Raw genomic sequence first — 21,896 nt, 5'->3', positions numbered from 1 at the left:
GCCTAGACTGCGCTCTGAAATCAAGTTCAGGGGGCGTTGGGTGCATGAGCGAGCTGGTCATTCGTCAGGCCGTTGCCAAGGATATCGAAGCGCTCTGCGCGTTGATTCTCGAGCACGGGCCCAATCCCTGGAATCATTTACCTGAAGTCGAAGTTCGCCAACATCTGCAGGATATTGAGACGAACGCGACGCTGGCGGTGTTGGCCGAGGAGCAGGGGCAACTGCTGGGGTTCGTCAGCTATCGTTTGACGCAGGATTTCGCCGCTCATCAACCTGCGGCGCGTGCCGGGCAGTTGCATGGCTATATCTGCGAGGCGGTGGTGCATCGCGACTGCGCGGGTCGCGGACTTGGTGCTCATCTGCTCACGGAGGCGGTGCAGGACTTATGGCGTCGGGACGTGTGCGACGTCTATATCGATCGCCACGAAGAGAATGCCGCATCGGCAGGGATGATGCGCAAGGCCGGTTTCAGTGAGCTGCTGACCTATGCCGACCCGGCGCGTCGTCCGAATGGCTCGCGGCGTTCGACGCTGTGCTGCCTGCGCCGCGAGGGCCTTTGACGCTTCTACGGCTGCGCGCTATCGCGACTGACAGATATCCGTGGGTTAGGTGCCTGTCACCTATCCTGATGAGTCCGCACGGTCCATTGCGCCGTAACCCACCATTGGCGCAACGCAGGACTATCGCCTGGTGGGTTACGCGGCGCACTGCGATGGCGCTGATCGGACATTCTCAGGCTTGGCGCCGCTAACCCACCCTGTGGGGTGCGTGATCCGAATAGGGCTTAGCTATTCAACCCAAGCATATCCTTGGCCACTGCTTCGGCCACACGAATGCCGTCGACGCCAGCAGAGAGGATGCCACCAGCGTAGCCGGCGCCTTCCCCGGCCGGATACAGGCCCTTGAGATTCAGACTCTGCAGATCATCGCCACGGGTGATGCGCACCGGCGATGAAGTGCGCGTTTCGATGCCGGTGAGTACCGCATCGGCCAGGTCGAAACCCTTGATCTGCTTGCCGAAGGCCGGTAGCGCCTCGCGGATGGCCTCGATGGCGAAATCCGGCAGCGACGGAGCCAGGTCGCCCAGCTTTACGCCAGGCTTGTAGGAGGGTTGTACTTCACCCAGCGCACTCGACGGCTTGCCAGCGATGAAGTCGCCGACCAGTTGCCCGGGCGCCTCGTAGTTGCGACCGCCGAGCACATAGGCGTGCGATTCCAGGCGCTCCTGCAGTTCCACGCCGGCCAGTGGGCCGCCCGGGTAGTCCTGTTCGGGGGTGATGCCGACGACGATGCCGGCGTTGGCGTTGCGCTCGTTGCGCGAATACTGGCTCATGCCGTTGGTGACCACGCGCTCCGGCTCGGAGGTGGCGGCGACCACAGTACCGCCCGGGCACATGCAGAAGCTGTAGACCGAGCGACCATTGCTGGCGTGGTGCACCAGCTTGTAATCGGCAGCGCCGAGTTTCGGGTGGCCGGCGTACTTGCCCAGGCGAGCGCGGTCGATCAGCGACTGCGGGTGTTCGATGCGGAAGCCGACCGAGAAGGGCTTGGCTTCCAGGTACACGCCGCGGGCATGCAGCATGCGGAAGGTGTCACGTGAGCTGTGACCGAGGGCGAGCACCACATGGCGGCTGAGGATCTGCTCGCCACTTTCCAGCACTACGCCGGTGAGCTGATCGTCTTCGATGAGCAGGTCGCTGACACGCTCCTGGAAACGCACTTCGCCGCCGAGAGCCTTGATCTCTTCACGCATGGTGGCGACCACGCCAGTCAGGCGGAAGGTGCCGATATGCGGCTTGCTGACGTAAAGGATCTCGTCCGGCGCGCCAGCCTTGACGAACTCCTGCAGCACCTTGCGCCCGTGGTGATGCGGGTCCTTGATCTGGCTGTACAGCTTGCCGTCGGAGAAGGTGCCTGCGCCGCCTTCGCCGAACTGCACGTTGGACTCCGGGTTGAGCTGGTTCTTGCGCCAGAGGCCCCAGGTGTCCTTGGTGCGTTGGCGTACTTCCTTGCCGCGCTCGAGCACGATAGGGCGCAGGCCTGCCTGCGCCAGGATCAGCGCGGCGAAGATACCGCAGGGGCCGAAACCGACCACGATCGGGCGTTCGTCCAGCGGCGTTTCAGCTTTGCCCACTGGTTTGTAGGCGATGTCCGGTGCCGGGCCGACATGCTTGTCATCACTCAGGCGAGCGAGCAGGGCGGCTTCGTCTTTCACCTCGCAGTCGATGGTGTAGATGAACGGCATGTCGCCGTACTTCTTGCGCGCATCGTAGCTGCGCTTGAACACGCTGAAGGTCAGCAGGTCATTGTCGGCGATGCCCAGGCGCTGGACGATAGCCGGGCGCAGGGCATCATCGGCATGGTCGAGGGGCAGTTTCAGTTCGGTCAGGCGAAGCATGGGCGGTGTCCTGGTTGGCCGGTGGTGATCCGGCAATGTGAAGAAGGGGCGCGATTGTACGGGATTCGCTGCCCGGATGGAGGGGGCCGGCAATCTCGAACGACTGACGGCTTTGCTCCGTTGAGCGTAGGTGAATGATGTTTTGAAAGCTGCGCCAGTACGGGCTCAGCCACGCTGGCGTTCGATCGCGCGCCCCCGAATGAACATCAGGGCAGCGCCCGCGAAGGCCGCTGTCGCGGCATAGACGATCACGGCTTGCGAGTCGAGGCTGTCGATGATCAGCCCTCCCAGAACCGCACCTGCGGCAATGGCGACCTGGAAGGTCGATGACAGCAGGGCACCAGCGCTTTCCGCGTGATCGATGGCGGCGCGCGCGTTCCAGATCGAGATCGATACCGGGAAGGCGCCGAAGGCGAAACCCCATAGCGCAATCGCGACGAAGGCAATGTTGGCCTGTGTGCCGAAAAGGATCAGCGTGAGTGCAACGGCAGCGATCAGTAACGAGCAACTGGCCACTGCCCAGGCCGGACTGCGCGCGGCGACGGCGCCGCCGGCAAGGTTGCCGAAAAAGCCGCTGACACCGAAGGCCAGCAAGGCAAGCGAGACGGTCGCGACATCCAGGCGGGGAACCTCCTCGAGGAAGGGGCGGATGAAGGTCAGCGCGGCGAAGTGCCCGGAAATGACCAGCAGCCCGGTGCCGATGCCGACGACGACCGCACGCCGCGTCAGCGCTGCCTTGAAGGACGCCAGGCCCGGCGCTGCCGCGGCCGGCAGTTTGGGCAGGGTCAGCATCTGGATCGCCAGCGCCACCACGCCAATACCGGACGCCGCCAGGAAGGTTGCCTGCCAGCCCCACAGTTCCCCCAGGTAGGCACCCAGCGGGGCAGCGAAGATGGTGGCGAGCGAGATGCCCATCATGATGATCGAAATGGCCCGTGGCACCTTGTCCGCGGGCACCAGGCGCAGGGCAAGCGCTGCCATCATGGCCCAGAAACTGCCGAGGGCGAAGCCCAGCAGCCCACGCGCGACCAACAGCACCGTGATATTCGAGGCATAGGCCGAAAGGATGCCGGAGAACACCAGCATGGCCATCAACCCCCAGACGATCTTCTGCCGATCCAGCCGGCCCGAGAACAGCACCACCAGTGGTCCGGCGAATGCGGCGACCACGGCGGTGGCGGTGATGGCCTGGCCCACCGCGCCGTTGGAGACGCCCAGGTCCGCGGCCATCGGTGTCAGCAGGCTGATCGGCAGGAATTCCGCCGTGACCAGGCCGAAGGCGCCCAGGGCAAGAGAGATGACGGCCCACCACGCAGCAGACATGGATCGGGTGTCAGCAGATGAATCGGTATGGAGCATTACGGAATCCTTCATTTTCGTCTCCCGCTAGCTCAGCCGAACTGCAACAGTTCGAGCGAGGGCAACGGCCCACCGGGGAATTGCATCAGGCGCCCACCTTCGGCCAGCTCGCCAAGGTCGATAGCGGCGAAGCCCAGCCGTCAGTTGCTGTCGGGCAAGACACGCAGCTTCATCGACTTTGTGGTCGAGGCCTTTGAGCGGGAAGATTACGTGCGGCGTTTTGCCGGGAGTTTGGGCTAGCACCCCGTTGAGCGATCCATGCCGGTGACACGTGGCGAGGCCACCGGCATTGGCGCGGCTCAGTTACGCATGGCGCCGAAGTGCGCGCAGCCACGCAGCACCTGGCCGTCGAGGCGCAGTTCGGCGCTGAGGTGGTTGACCGCGCCGCTCATGCCGTCGACGCAGCGCTGCGGTGCAACCCACAGATCCAGACGCTGACCGTTGGCTTCGCTGCTGAAACTCAGGCGACCGTCCGGCAGCTGTTCCTCCAGATAAGGCAGGGCCAACGGCTCTTGGTCAGGGCGGTTCAGTACCAGACCCTTGCTACCGACTTCCACTTGCCAGAACGGCTCGTTGCCGCTGGCGCGCAGCGTCAGGCGCTTGAAGTTGAGGTCGTCGCAGCCGTGTCCTTCACCTTGCAGGCGATAGATCTGGCTGACCTCGAAGCGACCATCGCTGCCCTTGCCCTGGCTGCTGCCCAGGCGCCCGGCCAGATCGGCGAACAGGCTGGCCTGGCTATCACTGCCAAGTTGCATGACTTCGCGCTCGATACCGGTGGTGTCGCCATCGACCAGCACGAAGCGACGCTGTTCCTGGCAGGGAGTGAACACCAGTTGACCATTTTCGACCTGGACTTGACCTTGCAGGCGAGTCGCTGGCGGTGGGCCTTCCGGCTTGCCGGTGTAGACCTGGCAGGCGGCCAGGAGGGGGAGGAGGGCGACGCTGGTAAGCAGGGAGCGGGTGATGGACATGAGTCTCTCCAGATACGAGCGGCCACCATAGCCACAGCGCGACCCTGGCTCAAGCCGTTAGCATGAAAGTCGCGCAGCGACTTCCTCCCTGCTGTCCTTCTCCCTCTGGGAGAAGGTGGCGCGAAGCGCCGGATGAGGGGGGCATAGCACGCAGGCTTTCATTGTTCGGCTGCTGTTGCGGCATGCTCCGGCTTTGACTGAGCCGCACGAGTACGGCCTAATTCGCCCCTTCATAAACCGTCGAGCAGCTACTGCAATGCCCAGCCCCGCCATGCGTCCCAGCACGCTTCATTTGCCCCAGGGCCGCTGGGCGACGGTGCTCGATTGCCTGTGCGATCACTTTCCCGCCATCGACCGCGCCACCTGGCTGCAACGTATGGCGCGCGGTCGGGTGCTGGATGCGGCCGGTGCGCCTATCGATGCCACGCACCCTTATCGCGTCGGGCTCAAGGTGCGCTATTTCCGTGAGGTGCCGAACGAAACGCCGATTCCCTTCGACGAGCAGGTGCTGTGGCATGACGAGCACCTGCTCGTCGCCGACAAACCGCATTTTCTGCCGGTGATGCCGGCTGGTGAGTACGTCGAGCAGACGCTCCTGGCACGCCTGATCAAGCGCACCGGCAATCCCGACCTGGTGCCGATCCACCGCATCGACCGGCTGACGGCCGGCCTGGTGCTGTTCTCGGTCAACCCGGCCAGTCGCGGCCAGTATCAGGCACTGTTTCGCCAGCGCGCGGTGGAGAAGTGTTACGAGGCCATCGCCCCTGCATTGCCGCAGCTGCAGTTCCCCTACCTGCACCGTTCACGCATGGTCGATGGTGAGCCGTTCTTTCGCATGCAGGAGGTCGCTGGCGAGGCCAACAGCGAAACCCGAATCGAGGTGCTGGAACGACGCGGCGAACTGTGGCGTTACGGCTTGTCGCCGGTAACCGGGCGTAAGCACCAACTGCGCGTGCATCTGGCCGGGCTCGGTGCGCCCATCGTCGGCGACGATTTCTATCCACAGTTGCTGGAGTCGCGTAATCAGCCGGATGACTACGGCAAGCCGCTCAAGCTGCTGGCGCGCGGCTTGCGCTTCGTCGATCCGGTCAGTGGTCAAGTGCGTGTGTTCGAGAGCGAGTTGCAGCTGCAGTGGTAGCTTCCGCTCGTAGGAGGGGCTTCAGCCGCGAGCTTTTCGCCGCTACGACTGCATGGATGCAGGAGGCAGAGCGAAGCAGGATGCCAGAGCCGAAAGCGTCTTCCACAGTCGCGTAGGGCGTACTCGCGAAGCAGTACGCCGCAGGGGGCGCAAGCTCGCAGCCCAAGCGGCGGACTGTTCGCTGGCGCTCCGAGCGGTCGGGGTTCCGATCTGCCCTACGCGTGGTTCCTGTTCCAGAGCTTGAATAAGGGTTCGGCGAGGAACATCACCAGAAACAGCCGTAGCACCTGCAGGGCAGTGACCAGCGCTACCGATAGCTGCAAGGCTTCGGCGGTCAGGCATAGTTCGGTGATGCCACCGGGCATCATGCCGAGCATCAGTGACAGGTGGTCTTCACCTGCCAGCCAGCCCAGTACCTCGCCGAGTGCGGCAGCCGCCAGCATGGCCAGCAGGGTGAACAGCAGCACGCGGGCGAGAAAACCCGGCGCACTGCGAAAGAAGGCGCGGTCGAAGTGACAGCCCAGGGCGCAACCAATCAGCCACTGGCCGAGCTGGCCGAGGCCTTGCGGCAGGCCCAGATGCAGATCGAAACCGGCGCTGGCAACGGCGCAGGCAGTCAGCGGGCCAAGCATCCAGGGGTTGGGTTGTTTCAGACGTCCCCAGAGCATTGCCAGCACAGCGCCTGCGGCGAGCAGACCAATCAGCCAGGTCCAGTCCACCGGTGCACGAGGTGGCGCGCTGACGTCGGGCAGGCCCCAGGTGAACAACGCTGGAATCAGCAGCACCACCAGCAGCAGGCGCAGGCTGTGCGCTGCTGCCACGCGCGCGGGCTGGGCATCGTGGCGCAGGGCCAGGTTGACCATCTCGCTGGCGCCGCCAGGCATGCTGGCGAAGAAGGCGGTAGCGCGGTCTACGCCGGCACGGCGCAGGATGGCGATGCCGATCAGGCTGAGCAGAAGCGTGCCGAAAGCGCCCATGACGATAACGGGCAAGTGGCTGAGCACCTGTTCCAGCACGTCGCTGGTGAAATGCAGGCCGATGCCGCTGGCCACCAGCCACTGGCCGGCCTTGCGCCCGCCGGGCAGTTCACTGAAGGGGCGGTCGGCCAGACAGCGCACGGCGATGACCGCCAGCAGGGAACCGACCATCCACGGCAAAGGCCAGCCGGCGAGGCTGGCCAGGTAACCGCCGACCACTCCGGCCAGCGGCGTTACCCAAAGATCACGCGGCAGTGGCATCAGCCCCAGCCTTGATCTGCTTGCGGCGACGCATCCAGCGGATGCCCGGTAGGGCCAGCATCAGCGCTACCAGCGCCCACAGCACCAGGGTGATCGGGCTGCCCCAGAGGATGCCCAGGTCACCAGCGGAGATGGACAGCGCGCGACGCAGGTTGTCCTCCATCATCTCACCCAGTACGAAGCCGAGAATCACGGCCGAGAGTGGGAAATCCAGCTTGCGCAGGATATAGCCAAACACGCCAAGCGCGATCATCAATACCAGGTCGAAGGTGGTGCTGTGCACCGCGTAGACACCGACCATGCTGATCACGGTAATAGCGGGTACCAGCACCCAGTTCGGCACGCTGAGCATGCGTGAGAACAGGCCGACCAACGGAATGTTCATCACCAGCAGGATGACGTTACCGATGAACAGCGAGGCGATCAGGCCCCAGACCACGTCGGGCTGCTGTTCGAACAGCAGCGGGCCAGGCGTGATGTTGTACAGAGTCAGCGCACCGATCATCACCGCGGTGGTGCCCGAACCGGGTACGCCAAGGGTCAGCATCGGGATAAGCGAGCCGCAGGCCGAAGCGTTGTTGGCTGACTCGGGAGCGGCCAGGCCGCGCAGGTCGCCCTCACCGAACTTGCCCTTGTCACCCGCCAGACGCTTTTCGGTCATGTAGGTCATGGCGCTGGCGATGGTCGCACCGGCCCCCGGCAGTACGCCAATGACGAAGCCCGCGACCGAGCTGCGAATCATGGTCCAGAAGGTGAAGCAGTATTCCTTGAAGTTGAACAGCACGCGGCCGCTGGCCTTCACGGCCTTCTGACCGTTGTGGGTGTTTTCCAGCATCAGCAGAATTTCGCTGACACTGAAGAAACCGATCACCACGATGACGAACTGGATGCCGTCGGACAGGCTGACGCTGTCGAAGGTGAAGCGGTAGACCCCGGTAGTGGAGTCGACCCCTACCGTGGCCAGTGCCAGGCCGATCAGGGCCGAGAGCAAGGTCTTGACCGGCTTGTCGCCGACCATGCCGCCGAGGCAGGCAATCGCGAAGATCATCAGCACGAAGTACTCGGCAGGACCGAATGCCACCGCCCACTTCGCCAGGATCGGCGCGAACAGCACCACGCCGCAGGTGGCGATCATGCTGCCGGTGAAGGAGCTGACTGCCGACAACGACAGGGCGATACCCGCTTTGCCCTGACGTGCCAGTGGGTAGCCGTCGAGGGTGGTCATCACCGCGGCGGCGTCGCCTGGCACGTTGAGCAGAATGGCGGAAATACGCCCGCCGTATTCGCAGCCCAGATAGACGGCAGCGAGCAGAATCAGTGCGGTTTCCGGCGGCAGGCCTAGGGCGAAGGCCAATGGCAGCAGCAGGGCGACGCCGTTGATCGGGCCCAGGCCTGGCAGCAGACCGACGATGGTGCCAACGAAGGCACCGAACAGGGCAACCAGCAGGTTGGTCGGCCGGGTGGCGACGTCAAAGCCCTGCATCAGAAAATGTAATGTTTCCATCTCAGCTCTCCACCAACGCTTCGAACACGCCCAGTGGCAGCGGAACGTCTAGCGCATAATCGAACAATGCATACAGCAGCACGCCCATCAGGACGCCGCTAATCAGGCACGGCAGCACACGGCCCGTGAACAGCAGGCCCAGGACGAAGGTGGCCAGTGCAGTGCTGAGGACGAAGCCCAGGGGCTCGAAGAGCAGGGCATAGGCCAGCAGGGTGAGGATGCATAAGCTTGCACGCTGCAGCGCCTGGCGGCTGAGCGTCTCCGTCTGCGGGCCTGGCTTGAATACCAGCCAGGCGGCACCAGCAGCCATTAGCGCCAGCAGCAACAGCGGGTAGGCCCTTGGGCCGACAGGGTCGTAGGCGAAGGGGGCCTGGAAACCCCAGGCGATGACTGCGAGAACGGCGCACAACAGCAGCCAGATCGCAGCGAACAGGCGAACGTACATAGCAATGGTCTCTTGCGTAGGGACAGAATTGAACGGCGGTGCAGTTCAATGGCGGGTTCGGCGTCGGGCGACGCCGAACCCGCTGATGCACTTATTCCTGCATCAGGCCGAATTCACCGGCCAGGGTCTTGTACTCGGCAACCTGCTTGTGCACCAGGGTATCGAGGTCATCACCGGTAACCGACAATGGCAGCAGGTCGCGTTGTTCACGCAGCTTGGCGAACTCTTCGCTGGCCAGCAGGGTGTCGAACTGCTGTTTCCACCAGTTGAACTGCTCGTCGCTGACTTCCGGGCCCATGTAGAAACCGCGGATCACCGGCCAGGTGATGTCGTAGCCCTGTTCCTTGGCGGTCGGGATCTCGGCCAGCTTGCCCGGCAGGCGCTCATCGGAGAGCACCGCGAGAATGCGTACTTTCTTCGCTTCCAGCTGCGGGGTGACTTCACCCAGGCCGCTGCTGGTGACCTGTACATGGCCACCGAGCATGGCGGTGAGAGTTTCACCGCCGCCTTCGAAGGCAACATAGCGCAGGTTCTTCGGCTCGATCCCGGCCAGGCGGGCGATCAGCGCGGTCTGCATCCAGTCCTGCCCGCCGATGGTGGCACCAGCGCCGAAGACGATGCTGGAAGGATCTTTCTTCAGGGCCTGAACCAGATCGTCGAGGTTCTTGTACGGAGAGTCGGCGCGCACGGTGATCGCACCGTAGTCGGTACCGACTGCGGCCAGCCAACGTACGGCGTTTTCGTCATAACGACCGAATTTGCCCTGTGCCAGGTTCAGCAGCGAGCCCGAGGAGAAGGCGGTGATGGTGCCCGGGTCCTTGGCGCGCTGGGCGACCACGGCGTTGTAGGCCACGGCGCCGACACCGCCTGGCATGTAGGTGACGCGCATTGGCGCCTTGAGCAGGCCTTCGTCTTTCAGGCCACTCTGGGCCAGTTTGCAGGTCAGGTCGAAGCCGCCGCCGGGTTTGGCCGGAGCGATGCATTCGGGGCGCTTGGGTTCGGCGGCCAGCAGTTGGCTGGCGAAGGCCAGGCAGGCAGTCGCCAGTGCGGCGCGGGTCAGTACGGATTTCATGACGGATGATTCCTCGTGTGTCTTGTTGTTGTTTACCAAATCGGCAGGGTATAGCCGACGATGACGCGGTTCTCATCCGCGTCGCGGGCGAAGTCGGAGCGGAAGCTGGCGTTGCGCACGCGTACGTAGAGGTCCTTGAGCGGGCCGGTTTGCACCACGTACTTGAACTCGATGTCGCGTTCCCATTCGCCGCCACGGTCATCGGAACCGGCAACACGGGCGTCATCGCCACGGATGTAGCGGGTCATGAAGGTCAGGCCGGGAACCCCGATGCTGGCGAAGTTGTAATCGTAGCGGGCCTGCCAGGAACGCTCGTCGGCGTTGGCGAAGTCGTTGATCTGCACGAAGTTGACCAGAAACGGATCGCTGCCATCGATATAGGCGAAGCCGGTGTCGCCGCTCATGTCCTGGAAGCCCAGGCCGAACTTGTGCGCCCCCAGGCCGTAGCTGACCATGGCGTTGAAGGCCTGGTTGTCGACCTTGCCTGCATTGGCTGCGCCGCTGTCACGGCTGACGATGTAACGCACGTCGCTGCTCAGGGTGCCGGCGCCGACTTTATGGCTGCTGAGCAGGCCGAAGAAGTGCTGGCGATAGATGTCATCCAGGTCGGCGAAGTAGTAACGACCGGTGAAACCAGGCGCGAACTTGTAGTCGACGCCGGCGAGGTCGAGGTGGTCGGCTTCGATGCCGGAGGCGAAGCGGTTGTTCTTGGCGTTGAGCACCATCTCCTCGGAGTTGGTCGAGGCGCGGTCGATGACCTTGTCCAGGCGACCACCGGTGAAGGTCAGGCCTTCCAGTTCGGAGGAGGTCAGCAGACCGCCCTCGAATACCTGCGGCAGCAGACGGCTGTCACTGGCCTTGACCACCGGCAACTCTGGCACGTGCGAGCCGTAGCGCAGCTCGGTAGCAGAGACCTTGACCTTGCCCGTCAGGCCCAGGCGGCTGAATTCGTCGGCGGAGCGGCCATCGTCATGTAGCGGCAGCAGATCGGTGCCGGTGCGGCCGCGACCGGAGTCGAGTTTGATACCGAGCAGGCCCATGGCGTCGACACCGAAACCGACGGTGCCTTCGGTGAAGCCGGACTGTAGGTCGAGGCGAAAGCCCTGGCCCCATTCTTCACGCTTGTTCTGGCCTTCGAACTGGCGGAAGTCGCGGTTCAGGTAGATGTTGGTAGCGGTGAGGCTGGCGCTGCTGTCTTCGATGAAGGCGGCGTTGGCGAGGGGGGCAGCGCCGGTAGCGGCGATGGCCAGGCAGAGCAGGCGGACAGGCGGCAGGGCCTGGCGTGAGGCTGCGAGCATCATGTGGTCTCCGTTTTTGTTCTTGTCGCCACCTGGCACCACTGCCAGGTCGCTTGAGCAGGTGGATCGAGCCACCTTGAAACGATGCTATGAGGGCAAGCTTTCACTAGGCTTTCATAGCCGAAAGATTTTCATGATGGTGTGTTGTTACGTCATGGCGGGTCACGCAGGGAAACAAACAAATGCTGCTTTGGCATTTGAGCAATTCACAGCAGTCGTGGCGGCGCTACACTGCGCGCCTTTAACGAAGCTGCAGCTGGAGGTGGCGGTGCGGATTCTGCTGGTCGAAGACCATCCGCAATTGGCGGAAAGCGTGGCCCAGGCGCTGAAAGGAGCCGGCTGGACGGTGGATGTGCTGCATGATGGCGTCGCCGCTGATCTGGCACTGTCCAGCGAGGACTACGCGCTGGCGATTCTCGATATAGGCCTGCCACGCCTGGACGGATTTGCCGTGCTTGCGCGCCTGCGTGACCGTGGCCAGACCCTGCCGGTACTGATGTTGACCGCGCGTGGCGAGGTCAAGGATCGCGTCCATGGCCTCAATCTCGGTGCTGATGACTACCTGGCCAAACCTTTCGAACTCACCGAACTGGAGGCGCGGGTCAAGGCGTTGCTGCGGCGTAGCGTGCTCGGTGGTGAGCAATTGCAGCGCTGTGGCGATCTGGTCTACGACCTGGGCGCCCGCCGTTTCAGTCTCGAGGGCGAGGCTCTTAGTCTCACTGCCCGCGAACAGGCGGTGCTGGAAGCTATGATCGCCAGACCGGGCAGGGTGATGAGCAAGGAACAACTGGCGGCTCAGGTGTTCGGTCTTGATGAGGACGCCAGCCCGGATGCCATCGAAATCTACATCCACCGCCTGCGCAAGAAGCTCGAGGGCAGTGCCGTACGCATCGTCACCTTCCGTGGTCTCGGCTACCTGTTGGAAGCGGTCGAGGCATGAGCCGTGGTGTCAGTCTGCGTGGGCGTCTGCTACGGCGTCTGGCGCTGCTGTTGTCGTTGATCCTGCTGCTGAGCAGCTTCAGTGCCTATTGGAGTGCGCGCCGCGCAGCTGATACCGCCTATGACCGTACGCTGCTTGCATCGGCGCGCGCGGTGGCCGATGGTCTGTATGCCGAGGACGGCCGGTTGCGCGCCAATATTCCCTATGTCGCGCTCGATACCTTCGCCTACGACAGCGCCGGACGCATCTACTACCAGGTGCTCGACCTTCAGGGTAATCAGGTTTCCGGCTATGAGGACCTGCCGCCAGCGCCGCCGGGCACGCCACGTACTGACGATTATCCGGCGCTGGCGCACTTCTACGACGCCGAGTACCGCAACCAGGGTGTGCGTGTGGTCAGCCTGCTGCAGCCAGTCAGCGAACCGCAGCTCAATGGCATCGCTGAAATCCGGGTGGCGGAGACACAGGGCGCGCGCGAGCGCATGGCTCGTGAGCTGCTGATCGGCACCCTGTGGCGTATGGGGTTGCTGTCGGTCAGCGCGCTGCTGCTGGTGTGGTTGGCGGTGAATCTGGCGCTGCGGCCGCTGGAAGCGCTGCGTCGGGAAGTGGCTGAGCGGGCCAGCGATGACCTGCAGCCGCTGCCGGACGGCGGGTTGCCACGTGAGGTGCTGCCGCTGGTGGAAACACTGAACCAGTTTAACCAGCGCCTGCAGGGACTGTTCGAGCGGCAGTCGCAGTTCATTGCCGATGCCGCCCATGAATTGAGAACGCCTCTGGCGGCGCTGAAAGCGCGTATCACTCTAGGCTTGCGTGCCGAGCAGCCCGAGCAATGGCGTAGCACGCTGGAGCAGGTGGCGCAGCAGGGCGACCGCCTGACGTTGCTGGCCAATCAACTGCTGTCGCTGGCACGTATCGAGAGTGGTGCGCGAGCTATTACTGAAGGCGGCGCGCAGCGTATCGACCTCAGCCAGCTGGCGCGTGAAATGGCTCTGGCTATGGCACCACTGGCTCACGCCCGTGGCGTCGCGCTGGCGTTGGAGGCCGACCAGTCGGTATGGATCGATGGCGAACCGACGTTGCTCAACGAATTGCTGAATAACCTGCTGGATAACGCATTGGCGCATACACCAGCCGGTGGCAACCTGATCATCCGCGCACTGACGCCATCGGTGCTTGAGGTCGAAGACGACGGTCCGGGTATTCCCGAGGCCGAGCATGAGAAGGTTTTCGAGCGTTTCTACCGGCGCAGCAGCCTGGGTAATGGTGCGGGCCTTGGTTTGGCCATCGTCGGCGAGATCTGTCGCGCCCATCAGGCTCGAATCAGCCTGCATCAGGTGCAGCCGCATGGCTTGCGGGTGCGTGTCGAGTTTCCTCTGTCAGTGGCTGAGGCTTAGCGGCTGCTGAATCTCCAGCAGATATTGGGAAACCTTGCCACTGTCGCGCAATTGATTCAGGCCACGATTGAAGCGCTGCATCAGCTCGGCGTTGCCCGGTACCTCTCGCGACAGCAGCAGGTGCAGGCTGTCGCTGCGCAGAGGCTTGCGATGAAAGCTCAGGCGCTGGCGTTCGGCAGCGCTGAATTTCTTATAGAGCAGGTCGAAGCCCACCACCTTGTCCACGGGAAACACATCGATGCGCCCGGCCAGCAACTAGCGCAGGCCCTGTTCATCACCGGTCAGGCGTACCACCTCGAGCTCTCCGGCCGCTTCGGCACGTTGAAAGGCTTCGCCGTAGTCATAGCCACGGGTACCCGCAATGCGCAGGCCGCGCAGATCCGCGACATCGTTCCAGTCAAACGCGTGGGTCTTGCGATGAAACAGGTAGTAACCGCTTTCGACCACTGGCTCGCTGATGTGAAAGTGTTGTTCACGTTCGGGGTTGGCAAGCCAGACGGCGCTGCCGTCGCGCGTACCTTGTTCGGCCATTTTCAGCGAGCGTGCCCAGGGGTGAAATTCCCATTGCACTTCGACGCCTTGCAGCGCAAATGCCTCGGCGACGATGCGTGAGGCCACGCCATGGTGGGGCAGGGTTTCCCCGAGGTACGGCGGCCATTCGCCGTTGGTGAGGCGCACCTGCTCGGCAGCCTGGGCGCTGCTGAGCATCAGGACGAGCAGGAGAAATGCGTAACGCATGGCTCTACTTCCTCAAGCGAATGGCTCGAGTGTAGAGGCATTTTGTGATCTGCGTCCCTGTAGATCACCCTTCGGGCCGTCGCGCAGCGACGTCAAAAATTGCTCCCGACAATTTTTTGCCATCCATGGCGAGATGCTTTTACTGCAGCATGCTCATGGCTGCTTCCATGGCGGCGGAGAGGTCTTCGTCGGCCTGCATGTCGACCTGCGGGTCCAGGCCAAGCTTGGAGAATGCCGGTACCTTGCTCCAGTCCAGCTGGGTGTAGGGGTGCTCGCTGCCCAGGTAGCTTTGCAGCGTGGCGACCTGAACGATATCGACGTAATCGACCTTGGCCGAGTCGCGGGTGAAATCCAGATACTGGCTCGGCACGATGGCGATGGGCTCGGGGAACTCCCAGGTACGCAGGATCTTGTCGCCGATGATCGGGTGAATCTGCTCGATCACGTGATTGAGGCTGATGGAGTCGGCCAGCAGTTCGTTGTGTTCTTCGGCATAGGTGAGGATCGGCAGCACGCCGATCTGGTGCACCAGGCCGGCGAGGGTGGCCTGGTCCGGCATCAGGCGGGTGTAGTGACGGCACAACACGTGACAGATACCGGCGATCTCGGTGCTCTTGTTCCACACCTCGCGCATCTTGCGGTCGACCACGTCGCTGGTGGCCTGGAACATCTGCTCCATGGCCAGGCCGGTGGCCAGGTTGCAGGTGTAATTGATGCCCAGACGGCTGACGGCCATCTGCAGGTCGGTGATTTCCTTGTTGCTGCGCAGCAGCGGGCTGTTGACCACCTTGATGATGCGCGCGGTGAGGGCTGCGTCGTTACCGATTACCTTGCTGATCTGCGGAATGCCCACATCCGGGTCTTCCGCTGCTTCACGCACCCGCAATGCCACCTCGGGCAAGGTGGGCAGTACCAGCTCATCGTTCTCGATGGCGTGGATCAGTTCCTGTTGGACTTTTTCGGCAAGCTTGCTCATGAAATAGCTCTCTTAGGCGATCCGATGCGGCGCCGGGGAAGTTTAGTCAGCGCTGGATTTCCTGGTCGGCATCCAGCTGATAAGGCAGATCGAGCAGGGTCAGCGTCGGGCCCTCACTGCTGCCGAGGTGAATACGGCCGTCGTTCACGGCATCTTCCTGCAGCACGGCGAGCAACTCGATGGCGTCGCCGGCCTGGGCCGCCAGCACCACTTCACCGACGCTGGAGCCATGGACCGGGGAGAACAATTCGATGCCGACGGCCGGCAGCTCGGAGCCGACCAGGCGCAGCCGCTGCAGGCGACGCTTGAGCTTGCCCAGGTACTGCATGCGCGCGACGATCTCCTGGCCGGTGTAGCAGCCCTTCTTGAAGCTTACGCCGCCGAGGGCCTGCAGGTTGATCATCTGCGGAATGAACAGCTCACGTGTGGCGCCGAACACCTGGCCCACGCCGGCACGAACCTGAGCCAGTAGCCAGTCGTTCAGCGGCGCCTGCGGCAGCGCGGCGGCCAGGCGGCCTTGCAGTTGTTCTGTTTCGGCGGCCGGAGCCCACAACTCGGCACGGCCATCGCTCAGGCGCACGGCAATTAACGGTCCAGCGCTGGTGATGGAGTCGCTGGCAGAGCCCAATTGCAGGCCAAGCTCGCCGAGCACGGCGTCGCCGCCGGCCAGGCCGAAACGGACCCAGGCGGCGCTTTCATCGCTGAGCTTGGATTTGGAGAACACCGCATATTTCTGCAGATCGGCCTGCTGCGACTCGATCAGTTCGCGTGCCATGGCCAGCAGATAGCCGTCTTCCACCGCGACGATGCGAAAGCTCGACAACATGCGGCCCTTGGGCGTGCAGCGGGCGCCAAGACTGGATTGGCTGGCGCTGAGGTAATTGAGGTTGCAGGTCACTTGGCCCTGCAGGAACTTGGCTGCGTCCGCGCCGCGAACGGCGAGCAGGCCTTCGTGATCGAGGAGGGTGAAGTAAGCGCTATCGGCCATGATGCAAATCGAGTCACTGAATAAAGGTCAGGGGCATCATCATAGTGGGCAGGGCAGGGCCTTGTCAGCGCAATTGCGCAGCGTCGCGGTGAACAGCGACGCAATTCGCCGTTATACTGCCGGCCTCGTTCGAGGAGTCCGTTGCATGGTTGAGCAAAGTGAACTGAATCGCCTGTTCTGGCATAGCCGCCGTGGCATGTTGGAGCTGGATGTGCTGCTGGTACCTTTCGTCAAGGAGGTGTACCCGAGCCTGGATGTCGAGAACCAGGCGCGCTATCGCAAACTGCTGGAATGCGAGGATCAGGACATGTTCGGCTGGTTCATGCAGCGCGGCGAGCCCGAGGATGCCGATCTGCGTCACATCGTGCGCATGATCCTGGACCGTGTCCAACCCAAGTGATGTTTTCGAGTGCCGTTGGCAGCCATCACGCTGGCTGCTGAGGCTCTATCTGTCGGTCCTGGCGTTGGCCTTGCTGGCGCCGTGGCTGGCCGACATTCCCACCTGGTCGAAGCTGCTGTCATTCGTGGCGTGCCTTGCGCATGCCGCCTGGGTGCTGCCGCGACACGTTCTGCTGACGGCGCCGAAGGCCATCACCGGACTGCGCCGTGATGGATTCGGCTGGCATCTATACAGCGCTGCAACTGGCTGGCAGGCGGTGCAACTACGTCCTGACAGCCTGGCCTTGCCGCTGGTCGTGGTGCTGCGCTATCGCTTGCCAGGCCAGTGCTTCAGTCGCGGCTCGTGCATTCCGTGTGACGCGTTGGCGCCGGAGCAGCACCGGCGCCTGCGTTTGCGTCTGAAGTTCAGCCGGCGGCGCTGGGCTGAGCCTGGGGCGTCGGCGTCAGAATAGTGTCGCGGGCTTCGGCCAACTGCTCGGGGTAGTCGAGGGTGTAGTGCAGCCCGCGGCTCTCATGGCGCTGCATGGCCGAGCTGATCATCAGCTCGGCGACCAGGGCGAGGTTGCGCAGCTCGATCAGGTCGCGACTGACCTTGTAGTTGGAGTAGAACTCATCGATCTCGTCCTGCAGCAGGCGCACGCGATGTTGCGCGCGCTGCAGGCGCTTGTTGGTGCGCACGATGCCGACGTAGTCCCACATGAAGCGGCGCAGCTCGTCCCAGTTGTGGGCGATGATCACGTCCTCGTCCGAGTCGGTCACCTGGCTGGCGTCCCAGTCCGGCAGGTCGCTGGGCATCTCGATCGTGTTCAACTGCTCGGTGATATCCGCGCAGGCCGAGCGCGCATAGACGAAGCATTCGAGCAGCGAATTGCTGGCCATGCGGTTGGCGCCATGCAGGCCGGTAAAGCTGGTTTCGCCGATGGCATACAAGCCTGGTACGTCGGTACGGCCATGCTGATCGACCACCACACCGCCGCAGGTGTAATGCGCTGCGGGGACGACTGGGATGGCCTGCCTGGTGATGTCGATGCCAAAGCCCAGGCAGCGCTCGTAGACGGTGGGGAAGTGACTCTTGATGAACTCGGCGGGCTTGTGACTGATGTCCAGATAGACGCAGTCGACACCCAGACGCTTCATTTCATGGTCGATGGCGCGGGCGACGATATCGCGCGGTGCCAGTTCGGCGCGTTCGTCGAAGCGCTGCATGAAGCGTTCGCCATTGGGCAGCTTGAGCAAGCCGCCTTCGCCACGTACGGCTTCGGTGACCAGGAAGCTCTTGGCTTGTGGGTGATACAGGCAGGTGGGGTGGAACTGGTTGAACTCCAGATTGCCGACGCGGCAGCCGGCCCGCCAGGCCATGGCAATGCCGTCGCCGCAGGCGCCGTCCGGGTTGCTGGTATAGAGGTAGACCTTGGCTGCGCCGCCGGTGGCGAGAATCACGAAGCGCGCGCTGAAGGTGTCCACTTCACCGCGAGCACGATCCAGTACGTAAGCCCCCAGACAGCGCTCACCATCCAGGCCGAGTTTGCGTTCGGTGATCAGGTCGACGGCGACGCGTTGCTCCAGTAGTTCGATGTTCGGGCGTTGCCGGGCCTGCTCCAGCAGCGTATTGAAGATCGCTGCGCCGGTAGCGTCGGCTGCGTGAATGATGCGTCGATGGCTATGGCCACCTTCGCGGGTCAGGTGGAACTCGAAACCGCCATCCTCGCGCGCGGTTTCATCGTCGCGGGTAAAAGGCACGCCCTGGTCGATCAGCCACTGGATGGCTTCGCGGCTGTGTTCTACCGTGAATCGCACTGCGTCTTCGCGGCACAGGCCGGCGCCTGCGTCGAGGGTGTCGGCGACATGGGATTCGACCGTGTCGGTGTCGTCCAGGACTGCCGCTACACCACCTTGCGCCCAGTAGGTCGAGCCGTTGGCAAGATTGCCTTTGCTCAAGACCGCGATGCGCAAGTGGGTTGGAAGGGTAAGGGCGAGGGTCAGGCCGGCGGCACCGCTGCCGATAACCAGAACGTCGTGCTGGAAGTGTTGGCTCATGTCCGAGTTCCGCGTGAAAGCGAGCCCTAGTATATAGAGAGGGGCAGCGGCACAATAGGTGGCTTATGACCGACCGTGGTGCTCGGGAACTTTCTTAGTCATTAAGGTTCCATAGAGGGTCGCCCATATAAGGGAGAGCGCTTGCGCGTGCCTGCATCTGAAGTCAGCGGAGGGTGTGGGAAATGAGCGGCGATAAGATTATTTGCGCGAGCGGAAAGGTTCCGCTGGCGCCATTCCCGGCAGAGAAAAGTAATCTTTGCGGGAAGCTTGCTTGGAGGGGAGAACTTTTGCGTAAGACCCGAGTCTATCTTGGCAAGCTGATTCGCTTACGGGCGCAAGCCTCCTCCAAGCCTAATGAGGAGCGTGCATGCTAACCCAGGAAGATGATCAGCAACTGGTCGAGCGAGTGCAGCGTGGTGACAAGCGTGCCTTCGATCTGTTGGTGCTGAAGTATCAGCACAAGATCCTCGGTTTGATCGTGCGATTCGTGCACGACACCCACGAGGCTCAGGATGTCGCTCAGGAGGCGTTCGTAAAAGCCTACCGAGCGCTTGGAAACTTTCGCGGGGACAGCGCGTTCTATACGTGGCTGTACCGCATCGCCATCAACACGGCGAAGAATTATCTGGTGTCCCGCGGTCGGCGGCCACCGGATAGTGATGTAAGTAGCGATGACGCGGAGTTCTACGATGGCGATCACGGCCTCAAGGACATCGAGTCACCGGAGCGGGCATTGCTGCGCGACGAGATCGAAGCCACCGTGCATCGAACCATCGCCCAGTTGCCAGATGACCTACGCACGGCTCTGACCTTGCGTGAGTTTGAAGGTCTGAGTTACGAGGACATTGCCGGTGTCATGCAGTGTCCGGTAGGAACAGTGCGTTCACGGATCTTCCGTGCACGTGAGGCAATTGATAAGTCCCTGCAGCCTCTGCTGCAGGAAACCTAAGGCAGCGGCGACAGCCAAGAGAGGAACGCCATGAGTCGTGAAACCCTGCAGGAATCGCTGTCCGCGGTGATGGATAACGAAGCGGACGAACTGGAACTGCGGCGTGTGCTCGCAGCCAGCGAAGATGGCGAGCTACGTGGCACCTGGTCGCGTTACCAGGTCGCCCGTGCAGCCATGCATCGTGAACTGTTGGTGCCGCAACTGGATATCGCATCTGCGGTGTCTGCGGCGCTGGCCGACGAAGCAGTTCCAACACGCAAAGCACCCATCTGGCGTAGCGTCGGGCGTGTAGCCGTAGCAGCGTCGGTGACTGTTGCAGTGCTGGCGGGTGTGCGCTTCTATAACCAGGATGACCTGAGCGGTGCTCAACTGGCTCAGCAGGAAGCCTCTCCGGTGCTTTCGGTACCTCAGGTGCAAGGTCCTGCATTGCTCGCTGGTTACAACAGCAGCGAGGAAGTCGGCGAAGCAGCTGAAGCTGGCACTGCCAGCTGGCATGAGCAGCGTCTGCCGAACTACCTGCGTCAACATGCGCAGGAAGCCGTGATGGGTAGCGGTGAAACCGCTCTGCCTTATGCTCGGGCTGCAAGTCTGGAAAACCGCTAAGCGCTAAGGAGTCACATGCGCGCGATTCCCCTCTACCTTCTCGGTGGTCTGCTGGCTCTGCCGGTTCAGGCCTCCGAGGTGCAGGACTTGCTCGGGCGCCTCGCTGCGGCAGAGCGCCAGCAAAGCTTCCAGGGTACGTTCATCTATGAGCGCAATGGGAGTTTTTCCACCCATGCCGTGTGGCATCAGGTGGAAGAAGGGGGCGAAGTTCGCGAGCGCCTTCTGCAGCTCGATGGTCCTGCCCAGGAAGTATTCAAGGTCGATGGTCAGGCTCAGTGCGTCAGTGGCGCGTTGGTCGATCAGGTCAGTGAGGGGCAAGCCTGGCCTGCCCGTCAGCTGGATGCCGAGCAACTGAGCAACTGGTACGACATTCGTGTCGCCGGTCAGTCGCGCATCGCCAATCGTCCTGCCGACGTTCTGGTGTTGGCGCCCAAGGATCAGCACCGTTACGGCTTCGAGTTACACCTGGATCGAGAAACCGGCCTGCCGTTGAAATCTCTGCTCTTGAACGAGCGCGGTCAGCTTCTGGAGCGATTCCAGTTCGCTCAGCTGGATACCTCCGCCCCCGTGGCGAGCGCCATGCAACCGAGTTCGGGATGTCGTCCGGTACGTTTGCGTGCTGCCGACAGCATGGCCGAAGGCAGCTGGCGTTCGGATTGGCTGCCTCCAGGCTTTACCTTGACTGCCGCGCAGCTACGTCGTGATCCTTCTTCTGATAACTCTGTCGCCTACATGATGTACGGCGATGGTCTGGCACGATTCTCGGTTTTCCTTGAGCCCTTGAAAGGCAGCGTTGTTGATGATGCGCGCAGCCAGCTGGGGCCGACCGTTGCCGTTTCGCGGCGCATGAGCACCGATGCAGGTGACGTGATGGTTACCGTGGTCGGTGAGATTCCTTTGGGTACTGCCGAGCGTATCGCCCTGTCCATGCGTGCCGGAGTGCCTGAACAGGCTAGCCAATGATCGAAGAGCAGGGGCGTGTAGTGGCGCTTGAGCCCGGCGCTGTCTGGGTCGAGACGCTACGCAAGAGCACCTGCTCGAGTTGTTCGGCCAATGCGGCGTGCGGTCAGGGGTTGATGGATCGTCTCGGCGTAGGTCGGCAGCGCGGTTACGTGCGCGCCCTCAGTCAAACGCCTCTGGCCGTCGGCGACACCGTGATCATCGGTGTGCGCGAAGATCTGCTGGTGCGCAGTTCTCTTCTGGTTTATCTGCTTCCTCTTCTGGGTCTGTTCGCCGCTGCGCTGCTGGCGGACGGTCTGGGTCTGTCCGAGCCTCTGGTGATCTTCGCCGGCCTGAGTGGTCTGCTTGCCAGTTGGCTATTGGTTCGCTGGCGCGCTGCTCGCGTTGCCGAGAACCCCTTATTACAGCCCGTTGTCCTAGGTGCGCTGCTGGTGTCTGTTCCAGCGGCGGGTTGAGAGTGTCCGAGTTTTACATGGGGAGTCGTAGTTC

General features: G+C 62.8%; 23 protein-coding genes and 1 pseudogene. 10 read left to right on the top strand and 14 right to left on the bottom strand.

Annotated features, from left to right (window positions below; all coding sequences use genetic code 11):
* Positions 1–44 precede the first annotated feature (44 nt).
* A complete protein-coding gene (locus AAEQ75_RS00935) occupies positions 45–560 on the top strand; it encodes a GNAT family N-acetyltransferase (protein ID WP_256834966.1) in 516 nt (171 codons plus the stop codon).
* 224 nt (positions 561–784) lie between these two features.
* Here AAEQ75_RS00935 and AAEQ75_RS00930 read toward each other — a convergent pair whose 3' ends face one another.
* The 4 genes and pseudogenes from AAEQ75_RS00930 to AAEQ75_RS00915 all read right to left on the bottom strand — a co-directional run bounded on the left by AAEQ75_RS00930 (position 785) and on the right by AAEQ75_RS00915 (position 4,728).
* Entirely contained in the window at positions 785–2,398 is a 1,614-nt protein-coding gene (locus AAEQ75_RS00930; RefSeq protein WP_343350606.1) for an NAD(P)/FAD-dependent oxidoreductase, read from the bottom strand.
* A 165-nt stretch (positions 2,399–2,563) separates the two neighbouring features.
* A complete protein-coding gene (locus tag AAEQ75_RS00925; RefSeq protein ID WP_343350605.1) occupies positions 2,564–3,721 on the bottom strand; it encodes an MFS transporter in 1,158 nt (385 codons plus the stop codon).
* A 68-nt stretch (positions 3,722–3,789) separates the two neighbouring features.
* Positions 3,790–3,897: pseudogene (locus AAEQ75_RS00920) on the bottom strand (NADP oxidoreductase); the annotation flags it as partial.
* Positions 3,898–4,056: 159 nt separating this feature from the next.
* Positions 4,057–4,728, bottom strand: a complete 672-nt coding sequence (locus AAEQ75_RS00915) for a COG3650 family protein (RefSeq protein WP_343350604.1) — start codon at positions 4,726–4,728, stop codon at positions 4,057–4,059.
* A 256-nt stretch (positions 4,729–4,984) separates the two neighbouring features.
* On the opposite strand from AAEQ75_RS00915, the gene AAEQ75_RS00910 reads away from it, so the two are divergent.
* Positions 4,985–5,866, top strand: a complete 882-nt coding sequence (locus AAEQ75_RS00910; RefSeq protein WP_343350603.1) for an RluA family pseudouridine synthase — start codon at positions 4,985–4,987, stop codon at positions 5,864–5,866.
* Between the two features lie 215 nt (positions 5,867–6,081).
* Here AAEQ75_RS00910 and AAEQ75_RS00905 read toward each other — a convergent pair whose 3' ends face one another.
* From AAEQ75_RS00905 to AAEQ75_RS00885, 5 genes are all read right to left on the bottom strand, one after another.
* Positions 6,082–7,104, bottom strand: coding sequence for an AbrB family transcriptional regulator (locus AAEQ75_RS00905; RefSeq protein ID WP_343350602.1), 1,023 nt, complete (start codon positions 7,102–7,104; stop codon positions 6,082–6,084).
* Complete coding sequence (locus tag AAEQ75_RS00900; RefSeq protein WP_104727084.1) at positions 7,088–8,608, bottom strand: tripartite tricarboxylate transporter permease; 1,521 nt, start codon at positions 8,606–8,608, stop codon at positions 7,088–7,090. The genes AAEQ75_RS00905 and AAEQ75_RS00900 overlap by 17 nt, the downstream gene beginning before the upstream one ends.
* 1 nt (position 8,609) lies before the next feature.
* The gene (locus AAEQ75_RS00895; RefSeq protein WP_343350601.1) at positions 8,610–9,053 is read right to left on the bottom strand and encodes a tripartite tricarboxylate transporter TctB family protein; all 444 of its coding nucleotides are present in this window, start codon (positions 9,051–9,053) and stop codon (positions 8,610–8,612) included.
* Positions 9,054–9,144: 91 nt separating this feature from the next.
* The gene (locus AAEQ75_RS00890; RefSeq protein WP_104727086.1) at positions 9,145–10,125 is read right to left on the bottom strand and encodes a Bug family tripartite tricarboxylate transporter substrate binding protein; all 981 of its coding nucleotides are present in this window, start codon (positions 10,123–10,125) and stop codon (positions 9,145–9,147) included.
* Positions 10,126–10,157: 32 nt separating this feature from the next.
* Entirely contained in the window at positions 10,158–11,423 is a 1,266-nt protein-coding gene (locus AAEQ75_RS00885) for an OprD family porin (protein ID WP_343352480.1), read from the bottom strand.
* A gap of 268 nt (positions 11,424–11,691) precedes the next feature.
* Here AAEQ75_RS00885 and AAEQ75_RS00880 point away from each other — a divergent pair, with 268 nt between their 5' ends.
* Both AAEQ75_RS00880 and AAEQ75_RS00875 read left to right on the top strand, forming a co-directional pair.
* Entirely contained in the window at positions 11,692–12,363 is a 672-nt protein-coding gene (locus tag AAEQ75_RS00880; protein ID WP_041769705.1) for a response regulator, read from the top strand.
* Positions 12,360–13,757, top strand: a complete 1,398-nt coding sequence (locus tag AAEQ75_RS00875; protein ID WP_343350600.1) for a sensor histidine kinase — start codon at positions 12,360–12,362, stop codon at positions 13,755–13,757. Before AAEQ75_RS00880 ends, AAEQ75_RS00875 begins: the two co-directional genes overlap by 4 nt.
* Here AAEQ75_RS00875 and AAEQ75_RS00870 read toward each other — a convergent pair.
* The 4 genes from AAEQ75_RS00870 to AAEQ75_RS00855 all read right to left on the bottom strand — a co-directional run bounded on the left by AAEQ75_RS00870 (position 13,740) and on the right by AAEQ75_RS00855 (position 16,459).
* Entirely contained in the window at positions 13,740–13,982 is a 243-nt protein-coding gene (locus tag AAEQ75_RS00870; RefSeq protein ID WP_343350599.1) for a hypothetical protein, read from the bottom strand. The genes AAEQ75_RS00875 and AAEQ75_RS00870 overlap by 18 nt on opposite strands.
* A gap of 30 nt (positions 13,983–14,012) precedes the next feature.
* Positions 14,013–14,495 carry a substrate-binding periplasmic protein gene (locus AAEQ75_RS00865; protein ID WP_343350598.1) on the bottom strand — a complete coding sequence of 161 codons (483 nt, stop codon included), beginning with the start codon at positions 14,493–14,495 and terminating at the stop codon, positions 14,013–14,015.
* A 139-nt stretch (positions 14,496–14,634) separates the two neighbouring features.
* On the bottom strand, positions 14,635–15,471 hold the full coding sequence (locus AAEQ75_RS00860) for an HDOD domain-containing protein (protein WP_179576044.1): 837 nt from the start codon (positions 15,469–15,471) through the stop codon (positions 14,635–14,637).
* Between the two features lie 46 nt (positions 15,472–15,517).
* The gene (locus tag AAEQ75_RS00855) at positions 15,518–16,459 is read right to left on the bottom strand and encodes a YgfZ/GcvT domain-containing protein (RefSeq protein WP_343350596.1); all 942 of its coding nucleotides are present in this window, start codon (positions 16,457–16,459) and stop codon (positions 15,518–15,520) included.
* Between the two features lie 145 nt (positions 16,460–16,604).
* Between AAEQ75_RS00855 and AAEQ75_RS00850 the strand changes: the two genes are divergently transcribed.
* Together AAEQ75_RS00850 and AAEQ75_RS00845 are read left to right on the top strand one after the other, a co-directional pair.
* The gene (locus AAEQ75_RS00850) at positions 16,605–16,859 is read left to right on the top strand and encodes a succinate dehydrogenase assembly factor 2 (RefSeq protein ID WP_343350595.1); all 255 of its coding nucleotides are present in this window, start codon (positions 16,605–16,607) and stop codon (positions 16,857–16,859) included.
* Complete coding sequence (locus AAEQ75_RS00845) at positions 16,843–17,310, top strand: protein YgfX (RefSeq protein WP_343350594.1); 468 nt, start codon at positions 16,843–16,845, stop codon at positions 17,308–17,310. Before AAEQ75_RS00850 ends, AAEQ75_RS00845 begins: the two co-directional genes overlap by 17 nt.
* On the opposite strand, the gene nadB is transcribed toward AAEQ75_RS00845, so the two are convergent.
* The gene (nadB, locus tag AAEQ75_RS00840) at positions 17,264–18,895 is read right to left on the bottom strand and encodes an L-aspartate oxidase (RefSeq protein ID WP_125835665.1); all 1,632 of its coding nucleotides are present in this window, start codon (positions 18,893–18,895) and stop codon (positions 17,264–17,266) included. The genes AAEQ75_RS00845 and nadB overlap by 47 nt on opposite strands.
* A gap of 367 nt (positions 18,896–19,262) precedes the next feature.
* On the opposite strand from nadB, the gene rpoE reads away from it, so the two are divergent.
* From rpoE to AAEQ75_RS00820, 4 genes are read left to right on the top strand one after another with little or no spacing between them, the layout of a single operon-like run.
* Positions 19,263–19,844, top strand: coding sequence for an RNA polymerase sigma factor RpoE (rpoE, locus tag AAEQ75_RS00835; RefSeq protein WP_017677768.1), 582 nt, complete (start codon positions 19,263–19,265; stop codon positions 19,842–19,844).
* 30 nt (positions 19,845–19,874) lie between these two features.
* Positions 19,875–20,447, top strand: a complete 573-nt coding sequence (locus tag AAEQ75_RS00830) for a sigma-E factor negative regulatory protein (protein ID WP_179576046.1) — start codon at positions 19,875–19,877, stop codon at positions 20,445–20,447.
* A 15-nt stretch (positions 20,448–20,462) separates the two neighbouring features.
* A complete protein-coding gene (locus AAEQ75_RS00825) occupies positions 20,463–21,410 on the top strand; it encodes a MucB/RseB C-terminal domain-containing protein (protein ID WP_179576047.1) in 948 nt (315 codons plus the stop codon).
* Positions 21,407–21,862, top strand: coding sequence for a SoxR reducing system RseC family protein (locus AAEQ75_RS00820; protein WP_343350593.1), 456 nt, complete (start codon positions 21,407–21,409; stop codon positions 21,860–21,862). Before AAEQ75_RS00825 ends, AAEQ75_RS00820 begins: the two co-directional genes overlap by 4 nt.
* The last annotated feature ends 34 nt before the right edge of the window (positions 21,863–21,896 follow it).

It is taken from the genome of Pseudomonas sediminis, from assembly GCF_039555755.1.
GTDB classification, from domain to species: domain Bacteria; phylum Pseudomonadota; class Gammaproteobacteria; order Pseudomonadales; family Pseudomonadaceae; genus Aquipseudomonas; species Aquipseudomonas mendocina_D.
Note: the sequence above shows the minus strand (reverse complement) of the source record. Positions and strands in the feature narration are given on the sequence as shown.